The 10,692-nt window shown below is 72.8% G+C and carries 9 protein-coding genes and 1 pseudogene; 3 read left to right on the forward strand and 7 right to left on the reverse strand.

Going from position 1 to position 10,692, the window contains the following annotated elements; all coding sequences use genetic code 11:
• The 3 genes from IE249_RS21220 to pdhA form a co-directional block, all read right to left on the reverse strand.
• On the reverse strand, positions 1–1,065 hold a 1,065-nt coding region (locus IE249_RS21220), incomplete at its 3' end, for a dihydrolipoamide acetyltransferase family protein (protein ID WP_229858928.1).
• Between the two features lie 11 nt (positions 1,066–1,076).
• A complete protein-coding gene (locus IE249_RS21225) occupies positions 1,077–2,057 on the reverse strand; it encodes an alpha-ketoacid dehydrogenase subunit beta (RefSeq protein WP_189706799.1) in 981 nt (326 codons plus the stop codon).
• Positions 2,058–2,059: 2 nt separating this feature from the next.
• A complete protein-coding gene (gene pdhA / locus IE249_RS21230; RefSeq protein WP_189706801.1) occupies positions 2,060–3,313 on the reverse strand; it encodes a pyruvate dehydrogenase (acetyl-transferring) E1 component subunit alpha in 1,254 nt (417 codons plus the stop codon).
• Positions 3,314–3,846: 533 nt separating this feature from the next.
• Here pdhA and IE249_RS21235 point away from each other — a divergent pair.
• On the forward strand, positions 3,847–4,890 hold the full coding sequence (locus tag IE249_RS21235; RefSeq protein ID WP_189706803.1) for a phosphotransferase: 1,044 nt from the start codon (positions 3,847–3,849) through the stop codon (positions 4,888–4,890).
• A 23-nt stretch (positions 4,891–4,913) separates the two neighbouring features.
• On the opposite strand, the gene IE249_RS21240 is transcribed toward IE249_RS21235, so the two are convergent.
• Entirely contained in the window at positions 4,914–6,575 is a 1,662-nt protein-coding gene (locus IE249_RS21240) for a protein kinase domain-containing protein (protein WP_189706805.1), read from the reverse strand.
• 318 nt (positions 6,576–6,893) lie between these two features.
• Here IE249_RS21240 and IE249_RS21245 point away from each other — a divergent pair, with 318 nt between their 5' ends.
• Positions 6,894–8,561 (forward strand): protein kinase domain-containing protein, encoded by a 1,668-nt coding sequence (locus tag IE249_RS21245; protein ID WP_189706807.1) that lies wholly within the window; start codon positions 6,894–6,896, stop codon positions 8,559–8,561.
• Between the two features lie 121 nt (positions 8,562–8,682).
• Here IE249_RS21245 and IE249_RS21250 read toward each other — a convergent pair whose 3' ends face one another.
• The 3 genes from IE249_RS21250 to IE249_RS21260 all read right to left on the reverse strand — a co-directional run bounded on the left by IE249_RS21250 (position 8,683) and on the right by IE249_RS21260 (position 10,521).
• Positions 8,683–9,222: a bacterial proteasome activator family protein gene (locus IE249_RS21250; RefSeq protein ID WP_189706810.1), complete on the reverse strand. Its 540-nt coding sequence runs from the start codon at positions 9,220–9,222 to the stop codon at positions 8,683–8,685.
• A gap of 27 nt (positions 9,223–9,249) precedes the next feature.
• Complete coding sequence (locus IE249_RS21255) at positions 9,250–9,861, reverse strand: PadR family transcriptional regulator (RefSeq protein ID WP_189706812.1); 612 nt, start codon at positions 9,859–9,861, stop codon at positions 9,250–9,252.
• A gap of 453 nt (positions 9,862–10,314) precedes the next feature.
• Entirely contained in the window at positions 10,315–10,521 is a 207-nt protein-coding gene (locus IE249_RS21260; protein WP_189706814.1) for a hypothetical protein, read from the reverse strand.
• On the opposite strand from IE249_RS21260, the pseudogene IE249_RS21265 reads away from it, so the two are divergent.
• Positions 10,505–10,692 (forward strand): annotated as a pseudogene (locus IE249_RS21265) (hypothetical protein); the annotation flags it as partial. The gene IE249_RS21260 and the pseudogene IE249_RS21265 sit on opposite strands and share 17 nt — an antisense overlap.

Genomic DNA, 10,692 nt, shown 5'->3' on the forward strand with positions numbered 1-10,692 from the left:
GGTCGCCGCCGCGATGCCCAGGTTGACGTAGTGCTTGAGCACGATCTCCTGGTTGGCCTCGTCCCAGGACGCGTTGACGTCGGGGTTGCGCTTGATGGCGACCAGGAGGGCCTTGGCGATCAGCAGCAGGGGGTTCACGCGCAGGCCCGCGAACTCCTTGTCCTGCTTCAGCTCCTCCACGAGCCGCATCGTGCGCGTCACGTCCACCGTCACGAACTCCGTGACGTGCGGGGCCGTGAACGCCGAGCCGACCATCGCGGCCGCGGTCGCCTTGCGTACGCCCTTGACGGGGACGCGGGTCTCGCGGGCCGTGTCGTACGGCTGCGCCGGCGCCGGGGCGGGCTGGGCCGCGGGCTGGGCCACCACCGGTCCGGGCGCCTGCGGCGCGGCCGTCGCCGGCACCGCCGCGTGGACGTCCTCGCGCGTGATGATGCCGTCCGGGCCGGACGGGATCACCGTGGACAGGTCCACGCCGAGGTCCTTGGCCAGCTTGCGCACCGGCGGCTTCGCCAGCGGACGCTCCTTGGAAACGGGAGCAGCGGGGGCGGGAGCGGCCGGCGCGGGAGCCGGAGCGGCGGGGGCGGCTGCCTGGCCGCCGTGGCCGTTCAGCTCCGACTGGAGTGCCGTGCCCGCCTGCGGGACCGTCACCTCCGGGCCCTTGCGGGGGCGCCGCTTGGTGGCGGACGTCGAGACGCCGTACCCCACCAGGACCGGCTGGCGGCCCTGCGGCTCGGCTTCCTCGGCCTGCTGCGGCTCGGCCGCGGGGGCCGCCTGGGCGGGCACCTCCGCCTCGGCCGGGGCCGCGCCGGGGGCGGCCACCGCGATGATGGCCGTGCCCACGTCGACCGTGGTGCCCTCGGGGAAGTGCAGGGCGCGGACCACGCCGTCGTAGGGGATGGGGAGTTCGACGGCGGCCTTGGCCGTCTCGACCTCGCAGACCACCTGGCCGTCGGTGACGGTGTCACCGACCTGGACGTACCACTTGAGGATCTCCGCCTCGGTCAGTCCCTCGCCGACATCCGGCATCTTGAACTCACGCACGGACGCTTCGGTCATCGTCGTCACGAACCTCTCCCTCAGTACGCCAGCGAGCGGTCGACGGCGTCGAGCACGCGGTCCAGGTCCGGCAGGTAGGTCTCCTCCAGGCGCGCCGGCGGGTACGGCGCGTGGTAGCCGCCGACCCTGAGGACCGGCGCCTCCAGGTGGTAGAAGCAGCGCTCGGTGATCCGGGCGGCGATCTCCGCGCCGGAGCCGAAGAAGACCGGGGCCTCGTGGACGACGACGAGGCGGCGGGTCTTCTCCACGGACGCCTGGATGGAGTCGAAGTCGAGCGGGGAGACCGAACGCAGGTCCAGGACCTCCAGGGACTTGCCCTCCTCGGCGGCCGCGGCGGCGGCCTCCTGGCAGAGCTTCACCATCGGGCCGTAGGCGGCGAGCGTGAGGTCGGTGCCCTCGCGGACGACCTTCGCCCTGTGCAGCGGGTCGGGGATGGCCTCGGTGCTGACCTCGCCCTTGTCCCAGTAGCGGCGCTTGGGCTCGAAGTAGATCACCGGGTCGTCGCTCTGGATGGCCTGCTGCATCATCCAGTACGCGTCCGACGCGTTGGAGGGGGAGACGATCTTGAGGCCCGCCACGTGCGCGAAAAGGGCCTCGGGGGACTCGGAGTGGTGCTCGACCGCGCCGATGCCGCCGCCGTAGGGGATGCGGACGACGACGGGGAGCTTGACCTTGCCCAGGGAACGCGCGTGCATCTTCGCGAGCTGCGTGACGATCTGGTCGTACGCCGGGAAGACGAAGCCGTCGAACTGGATCTCGACGACCGGGCGGTAGCCGCGCAGGGCGAGGCCGATCGCGGTGCCGACGATGCCGGACTCCGCGAGGGGGGTGTCGATGACGCGGCTCTCGCCGAAGTCCTTCTGGAGGCCGTCCGTCACCCGGAACACGCCGCCGAGCTTGCCGACGTCCTCGCCCATGACGAGGACCTTCGGGTCGGCGTCCAGGGCGCGGCGCAGCGACTCGTTGATCGCCTTGGCCAGGGCCATCTTCTCCGCAGCCATGCTCAGGCCCCCTCTCCCGCGGCGAAGCCGCTGTCGGACTCGGTCGCGAACGACGCCTGGTAGGCGGCGAACTGGGCGCGCTCCTCGTCGACGAGCGCGTGCCCGTCCGCGTACACGTTCTCGAAGATGGCGAAGTGGTCCGGGTCGGGCATGGCACGGACCGCTTCGCGCACTCGCTTGCCCAACGCCTCGCTCTCGGCCTCGAGTTCCGCGAAGAATCCCTCGTCCGCGTGGTTCGACGCCTCCAGGTGGCGGCGAAGGCGCAGGATCGGGTCCTTCGCCTCCCAGGCGGCCCGCTCGTCGTCGTGGCGGTAGCGGGTCGGGTCGTCGGAGGTGGTGTGGGCGCCCATGCGGTACGTGTACGCCTCGACCAGGGTGGGGCCCTCGCCGCTGCGGGCGCGCTCCAGCGCCCACTTGGTGACCGCGAGGCAGGCCAGCACGTCGTTGCCGTCGACGCGGACGCCGGGGAAGCCGAAGCCCTGGGCGCGCTGGTAGAGCGGGACGCGGGTCTGCTTCTCGGTGGGCTCGGAGATCGCCCACTGGTTGTTCTGGCAGAAGAAGACGACCGGGGCGTTGTAGACCGCGGAGAAGGTGAAGGACTCGGCCACGTCGCCCTGGCTGGAGGCGCCGTCGCCGAAGTAGGCGATCACCGCGGAGTCCGCGCCGTCCTTGGCCACGCCCATCGCGTAGCCGGTGGCGTGCAGGGTCTGGGAGCCGATGACGATCGTGTAGAGGTGGAAATTGTTCCCGTTGGGGTCCCAGCCGCCGTTGTTCACACCGCGGAACATGCCGAGCAGGTTGGTCGGGTCGACCCCGCGGCACCAGGCGACGCCGTGCTCGCGGTAGGTCGGGAAGACGTAGTCGTCGTCGCGCAGCGCGCGGCCGGAGCCGATCTGGGCGGCTTCCTGGCCGAGCAGGGAGGCCCACAGGCCCAGCTCGCCCTGGCGCTGCAGCGCGGTGGCCTCGCCGTCGAAGCGGCGGGTGAGCACCATGTCGCGGTACAGGCCGCGCAGGTCCTCGGGGGTGAGGCCGGCGACGTAGCCGTCGTACTCGGCGTTCTTGACGCGCTTCCCCTCGGGGGTCAGCAGCTGCACGAGCTCCGGGTCGGCACTGCTCTGGGCGCCGGTGCCCTTCTTGGCGGTCGTGCGGGTGGTGCGCTTGGTACCGGTGGTGCCGGCTGCTTTGGTGCCGGTCGCTCCGGCCTTGCTCCCGGCGCTGCGTCGCGGTGTGCGCGCGGCAGTGCTCTCCACGGTCACGTGTGCTCCTCCGTCGGTCCGGCCCCCGGGGTCGCCGGTGGGCCTGGGGGTCCCCCCTGCTCGTGGAGCCTGGGGGAGGCTCACCTGTTGCTCGACCACCGGGCACGGGGTGGGTGCCACTCGGCCGGGAACAGGCGTGACAGGTGCCCCGGCGAGCGCCCTGCAACAGCCACGTTACCCAGTGCTCCACATTTCTGTGAAACCCCCTCTGACCTGCGTTTTTCCTTGGATTTCCAAGTATTTTCACTTGGACGTCCAAGTACCTCGCACGGTAATCGGGGGCAGCCGCTGGTCACAGCCTTGCGGGGGGCCGGAACACCGGCACGTTATCCCGTGATTCCGGCCACGGGAAGAGCCGTCTTCGGGCGTGCCGCTGCTCCTCGCGGGGGACGGCGGCCGCACGGCCGGCGTAGGGACGAGTACGGGACGGGGACGAGACCCGCACGACCTCATGTGACCGAAAGCGATCGCCGGGGACTGTGTGTGACAAGGCCCAGCTCAAGGGCCCGGCGCGGTGCCCTAGCATCTGGCGCGTGCCGCGCTCTTGTGTACCACCCCCTGTACCCCACGCGCCCCCTCTGAGCGCCTTACTGCGCCAGTACACCGCCGGTAGCGCCCTCACCTGCGAGCCGGTCGACCAGGGGCTGCTGAACCGCGGCTACCGCCTGCGCACGACTCGCGGCCGCTACTTCCTCAAGCACCACTTCGACCCCGACACCGCCGACCCGGCGGCGATCGCCCGGCAGCACCGGGCCACCCGGCGCCTCGCGGACCTGGGCGTGCCCGTGGCGCCCGCGCTCGCCGGCCGCGACGGGCGCACGGTCGCGGTCGTCGGCGGGCACGCCTACGCGCTGCACCCCTGGATCGACGGCGGCCACCGGCACGGCGGCCAGCTCACCACCGGCCAGTGCACACGCCTGGGAGCCCTCCTGGGGGCCGTGCACGCCTGTCTGGAGCGGGTGATGCCACCCAAGGGCCGCGCCCGCCCCGCCACCGGTCCGCACCCCGTGGAGAGCGCCGACCCGGCCGCCACCTTCGCGCTGATCGACGGCCTGCTCGCGCACGTCCGCCGCCACCGCCCCTTCGACTCCTTCGACGAACTGGCGAGGCACCGCCTCCTGGAGCGCCGTTCCCTGCTGGAGCAGCACGCGGACCGGCGGCCGCCGCCGGGCGGCCCGGTGGGCTGGGTGCACGGCGACTTCCACCCCTTCAACCTGCTCTACCGGGGGGACGCGCCCGCCGCGATCGTCGACTGGGACCGGCTCGGCGTGCAGCCCCGCGCGGAGGAGGCGGTCCGGGCCGCCGCGATCTTCTTCCTGCGGCCCGCCGGGACCCTGGACCTGGCCAAGGTCGGCGCGTACGCGCGCGCGTACCGGCGCGCGGCCGGGGCCACACGCGGTGAGCTGGCCGCTGCCGTGCACCGGGTGTGGTGGGAGCGGCTGAACGACTTCTGGATGCTGCGCTGGCACTACGAGCGCGGCGACACCCGCGCGGATCCACAGTTCCCGGCCGCCTCGGCCCTCGTGACCTGGTGGACCGGGGAGTACGAGGCGGTGTGCGGGGCGTTCACGGGCTGACCAGGGCCGCGGAGCGGCCCGGCTCAGCCGGTCGTGTTGCCCGTGAGCGACCCCGCGGGCCCGCCGGCGTTGTCGCCGCCGGCATTGTTGCCCGCCGAGGTGCCGTCGGTCGTACCGCCGTCCGTGGTGCCGCCGTCGGTCGTGCCGCCGCCGTTGGTCGTGCCGCCGGTGGTGGTGCCGCCCGTGCCCGAGGGGGTGGACGAGGGGTTGGAACTGGGCGTGTTCGACGGCTGGTTGGAGTGCTGCTGCGGCGCCGACTGCGAGGGCGTGTACGACGGCTGGTTGGACGGCGTCCAGTCCCCTCCGGTGCCGCCCGCACCGCTGCCGTTGTCCGTCTGCGTGTCCGAGGGACGGCTCGGCGCCGAGTCGCTCGGTGTCGAGCTCGGTTGCTGGTCCTTGGTGGTCTGGCTGGCCGAGGGCGACTTGGTGGTGCCGGTGCCGCCACCGCCGCCGTGGCCGCCGGCGTTCTGCAGCGCCAGCGCCACGCCCGCCGCGACGGCGATCACCGCGAGCACGGCGAGGATCCACAGCTTGCCCCGGCCGCTGCCCTGGTTGCCGTGCCCCTCGAAGCCGCCGTCGTCGCGGTTGCCGTAGCCGCCCGGCAGGATAGGCGCGGGGATCTGCGTGGTGCCCGCGTTCGCGTCGCCCGGGTGCGGCATCACCGTCGTGCCGGCGAAGCCCGCGGCCGGGGTGTGCCGGCCCTCGTGGACCTCCACCGGGCCGGTGTTCCAGGTGCCGGTGTGGCCGCCCTGGTCGTAGAGCATCTGCAGGCCGTACTGGACCAGCCCGCGCATCTCCTCGGCGGTCTGGAAGCGGTCGTCGGGCTCCTTGGCCAGCGAGCGCATGACCAGGCCGTCCAGCTCCGGCGGGCAGGCGCCCTCGGAGACGCTGGACGGCGGCGCGGGCATGTCCTGGACGTGCTGGTAGACCACCGACAGCGGGGTCTCGCCGACGAACGGGGGCCTGAGCGCGAGGAGTTCGTACAGCAGGCAACCCGTCGCGTACAGGTCGGAGCGGTGGTCGACGGCCTTGCCGAGGGCCTGCTCCGGGGAGAGGTACTGCGGGGTGCCCATGACCATGCCGGTCTGCGTCATCGTCGTGGACGCGCCGTGCAGGGCCCGGGCGATGCCGAAGTCCATCACCTTCACCGCGCCGTTGTCGGTGATGATGACGTTGGCGGGCTTGATGTCGCGGTGCACGATGCCGTGCTGGTGCGAGTAGGCCAGCGCCTCCAGCACGCCCGAGACGATGATCAGCGCCTGCTCGGGGCCCGGCGCCTCGGCGTTGAGCAGCAGATCGCGGATGGTGCGGCCCTCGACCAGCTCCATCACGATGTACGGCACCGACTGGCCGCCCACGTAGTCCTCGCCGGAGTCGTACACGGCGACGATCGCGTGGTGGTTGAGCCCGGCCACCGACTGGGCCTCGCGCGTGAAGCGGGCCTTGGAGACCGGGTCCTCGGCGAGGTCGGCGCGCAGCAGCTTGACCGCGACCGTGCGCCCGAGGCGCACGTCCTCGGCGGCGAACACCTCGGCCATGCCGCCCCGGCCGAGCCTGCGCGTCAGCCGGTACCGGCCGTCGCCCACCAGGCCGCCGTTGCCCCACATCTCCGGCGCGTCCGACATGCCGCCGCCGCCAGTCGCCTCGGGGTCGGACGGGCCCTGGGCGCGCTGCGTCTGTGCCATCAGTCCTCGCCGTCGTTTCTGCCCGCGGTGCGCGGTGTTGTCACGGTCTTCCGTCGGCCACGCTACAGGCTCGGCGCAAGCCGCCGGTCCGGGTTCGCCGCGCGGACCGGGCCGAGACGGACCGGCCATCAAACCTCGTACGAGTATGGTCGTGCAAATTCCGTGTACCGGCCGTACGCCCGCTGTAACGCTTCCGCGACGCTTCTTTCGCGTACGGTCACGGAACGGGCACCGAGCTTGACGTGTCAGTGCCCTGGGGCAGACTTGGCCGGGAATGACAGGTCGATCATCGGGATCCGGTCACGGGGGACGCAGAACATGAGCCAGGACGGCGCACAGGGCCGGTTCGCGGGACGGGCACTGGCCGGCGGGCGCTACCAGCTGCGCGACCTGCTCGGCGAGGGCGGCATGGCCTCGGTGCACCTGGCCTACGACTCCGTGCTCGACCGTCAGGTGGCCATCAAGACACTGCACACCGAACTGGGCCGGGAACAGGCCTTCCGCGAGCGGTTCCGCCGCGAGGCCCAGGCAGTGGCGAAGCTCACGCACACGAACATCGTCTCCGTCTTCGACACCGGCGAGGACGACGTCGACGGCATGACGACGCCGTACATCGTCATGGAGTACATCGAGGGCCGGCCGCTCGGCTCGGTGCTCGACGAGGACGTCAGGCAGCAGGGCGCGATGCCCGCCGACAAGGCCCTGAAGATCACCGCCGACGTGCTCGCCGCGCTGGAGATCAGCCACGAGATGGGCCTGGTCCACCGCGACATCAAGCCGGGCAACGTGATGATGACCAAGCGCGGCGTGGTCAAGGTGATGGACTTCGGCATCGCGCGGGCCATGCAGTCCGGCGTCACCTCGATGACCCAGACCGGCATGGTCGTCGGCACCCCTCAGTACCTCTCCCCCGAGCAGGCCCTCGGCCGCGGTGTGGACGCCCGCTCCGACCTGTACTCGGTCGGCATCATGCTGTTCCAACTGGTCACCGGGCGGCTGCCGTTCGACGCCGACTCGCCGCTGGCCATCGCCTACGCGCACGTCCAGGAGGAGCCGGTCGCGCCCTCCTCGGTCAACCGCTCCCTGCCCCCGGCGGTGGACGCGCTGGTCGCCCGCGCCCTGAAGAAGAACCCGAACGAGCGCTTCCCGAGCGCCGTCGCCATGCGCGACGAGTGCCTGCGCGTGGCCGCCTCCTTCCAGGCGGCCCCGCCGAGCATCGTCCCCGGCGCGCACACCCCGAGCGGCGCGGGCGTCGGCTCCGCGGTGTTCCCGCCGGTCGACGCGACCCCGGCGCCCTCCGGCCAGGTGCAGACGCCCTACCAGCCCGCCCCGGCGCCGAACCCGTACGGCCCGCGGACTCCCGTGGGCCCGTCCGCGCCGTCCCCCGCCTACGGCTATCCGCAGCAGCCCGGCTATCAGACGCCCACTCCGTCGCCGTACGCCCAGCAGTCCTCGACCCCGCCGCCGTACACGATCTCCCCCCAGCACCAGACCCCCGCGCCGGGTACGGGCGGCGGTTCCCGGAGCAGCAAGCCGGTGGTGATCGGTTCGATAGCCGTCGCCGTGGTCGCGGTGTTCGGGCTCATCATCGCCCTGGCGCTGGACAACAGCGGCGGTGGCGGTGGCGGGGGCGGTGGCGCCCAGGGCGGCAGCGGCAGCCCCAGCACCTCCACGTCAGCGGTCGCGGGCCATCGCGGCCCGGACACGTCGAAGACGATCGACAAGAGCGAGTGCACCGAGCCGCAGGAGTCGTACAACGACCCGAAGAAGGTCCGGCTGCCGGACTTCCAGTTCAAGTACATCGGCTCGGTCAAGGAGTGTCTGCAGGCCGCGGGCTGGCAGCTGAAGAAGGTCAACGTCGACGAGAACACCTACGGCGAGGGCACGGTCATGAACCAGTACCCCGCGGCCGGCACGGACGTCGACCCGAAGAACGTCCCGCAGATCCAGCTCTACGTCTCCAGCGGCAACCCGCCGTCGTCCTGATCCGTCCCGTCGCAACCCCACCGCTCGGGCGAGCGGCGCCCCGGCGACAGCGAGGGCCCGGCAGCCAGGCTGCCGGGCCCTCGTCGTGCGGGTCGGGTTGCGGGTGTCGGGAAGTGCCGGACTACAGGTAGGGGCCGCCCGAGCGGCCGCCGGTACGCGGGTCGTCGCCGCCGTCGTGACCGATGCCCGGGGGCAGCGCTCGGCGCATCTGCTCCAACTGGGCCCGCGCGGCCATCTGCTGGGCGAACAGCGTGGTCTGGATGCCGTGGAAGAGGCCCTCCAGCCAGCCCACCAACTGCGCCTGCGCGATGCGCAGTTCCGCGTCGCTCGGCGTCCCCTCGTCGGTGAACGGCAGGGACAGCCGCTCCAGTTCCTCCACCAGCTCCGGCGCCAGGCCGTCCTCGAGCTCCTTGACCGAGCTCGCGTGGATCTCCTTGAGCCGGGCCCGGCTGGCCTCGTCCAGAGGAGCCGCGCGCACCTCTTCGAGAAGCTGCTTGATCATGCTGCCGATGCGCATGACCTTGGCGGGCTGCTCCACCTGCTCCGTCACCGGGGTCTCGCGGGGATCGTCGTCCCCACCGCCGCCGAGCGCCATTCCGTCCTGGCCCACGACCAGGATCTGCGGATTCTCCGGCGACCGTTCGTTCCTCGGCATCTCCATGCCGCCATTCTCTCGCACGCCTGCTTCTCACCTCCTTGGTGCCCCCCGCGCGGGGTGATCCACCGTGCCGGGCGGGCCTTCGGCACCATCCGTGACGTGCAGGCGCAGCAGGCGGGCCTCGCAGTGGTCGAGCCAGCGGGCCTCGGCCTCCGCGCGGGAGATCGACTGCTCCAGGACCAGCAGCCGGGCCAGCTCCGCCGGGCGCTCGGGCGGCAGCGCCAGCACCTCGGCCCGCTGCCGCACGTAGTCGTGCAGCGCCCCGGACACCTGCCGGCGCCGGGTCTCGACGATCTGCCGTACGTCGGCGTCCGGTGCGCGCTCCGTCAGCACCGCCCGCACCGCCAGCACCAGTTTGAGGACGAACTCGTCGCACGGCGGGCCCTCCCGCCGTGCGGGCCGGGCGTACCAGTCCCGCAGTTCGGCGCGGCCCGCCCCGGTGAGCGCGTACCGGCCCCGGCCGGCCTCGTCGACGCCCTCCCGTACGACCATGCCGTCGCGCTCGAGGCGGCCCAGCGCGGTGTGGACGCGGCCGAGGGCGGGCGGCTGCGCCCCCGTGCGGGCCGCGTACGCGGTGCGCAGCAGGGAGCCGTGGGCGGGGCCCTCCTCCAGGAGCGCGAGCAGCCCGTGACGTAGGGACATAACCGGATTGTGCAGCGGATTCGACCTGGCGGCCGAACCTGGAATGCCGGATTGGGCCAGTGATGTGAGTGTTGTTCCACAGATCCACTGCCCCGGGCACCGTGAGGGGGTCCCGCTCGTGACTCCAAGGCTGCGCGCCACGCTGCGTGCGACGGAACTGCTGGTCGTGCTGGGGGTGGTCGTGCCGGGCGTGGTCGTCCTGCCGGCCGGGGCCGCCTTGGCGTCCGAGTCGGCGTCCGCGTCGGCGCTGAGGCCGACGCCGGCTTCTTCGGCTTCTTCGGCTTCTTCGGCTTCTACGGTCTCTTCGGCTTCTGGGGCACGCGGTGCGAGCGGGTTGCCGGGGCACGGCGCGAGTACGGGGCCGACGGGGCCCGGGCCGGGGCAGGGGCCGAGGCCGGCGGGGTCCGCGTCCTCGCACGGCGCCGCGTCCGCGCCCCCGGGGACCGCCTCCCATCACGCGGCCGGTGGCTCCTCGCACTCGGTGTCCCACCCGTCGGCGAGACCCTCGTCGGCCTCCGCCTCCTCGGCGTCGTCACCGGCCTCCTCCGCCCCGTCCTCCGCCTCCGCCGCGCCCTCACGGGCCGGGAATCCGGCGGGTGAGGGACGGCAGCGGCCGGGCCGGTCGCAGGAGCCGGACACGGAGGTGGAGGGCGACGACACGCGAGGGCCGCACCACTGGCACGGCGACGGTGACGGCGACCAGGAGGACTCCGGAGCCACGACCGGCACCCCGGAGGCGACGGCCGCCTCACGCCCGGCCGAGCAGGCCGCCCCGGTGCCGGCCGGGCCCACGGACGCCACCACGACCCCCCAGCCCGTCGCGCAGAGCGA

The organism is Streptomyces anandii JCM 4720, assembly GCF_014650655.1.
GTDB classification, from domain to species: Bacteria; Actinomycetota; Actinomycetes; order Streptomycetales; family Streptomycetaceae; genus Streptomyces; species Streptomyces anandii.

Bases quoted from the DNA above. Each gene is read 5' to 3' on its own strand.
- IE249_RS21255 (WP_189706812.1), bottom strand. From the start codon at position 9,861: ATGTCCCTACGTCACGGGCTGCTCGCGCTCCTGGAGGAGGGCCCCGCC.
- IE249_RS21250 (WP_189706810.1), bottom strand. From the start codon at position 9,222: ATGGAGATGCCGAGGAACGAACGGTCGCCGGAGAATCCGCAGATCCTG.
- IE249_RS21240 (WP_189706805.1), bottom strand. From the start codon at position 6,575: ATGGCACAGACGCAGCGCGCCCAGGGCCCGTCCGACCCCGAGGCGACT.
- IE249_RS21245 (WP_189706807.1), top strand. From the start codon at position 6,894: ATGAGCCAGGACGGCGCACAGGGCCGGTTCGCGGGACGGGCACTGGCC.
- IE249_RS21225 (WP_189706799.1), bottom strand. From the start codon at position 2,057: ATGGCTGCGGAGAAGATGGCCCTGGCCAAGGCGATCAACGAGTCGCTG.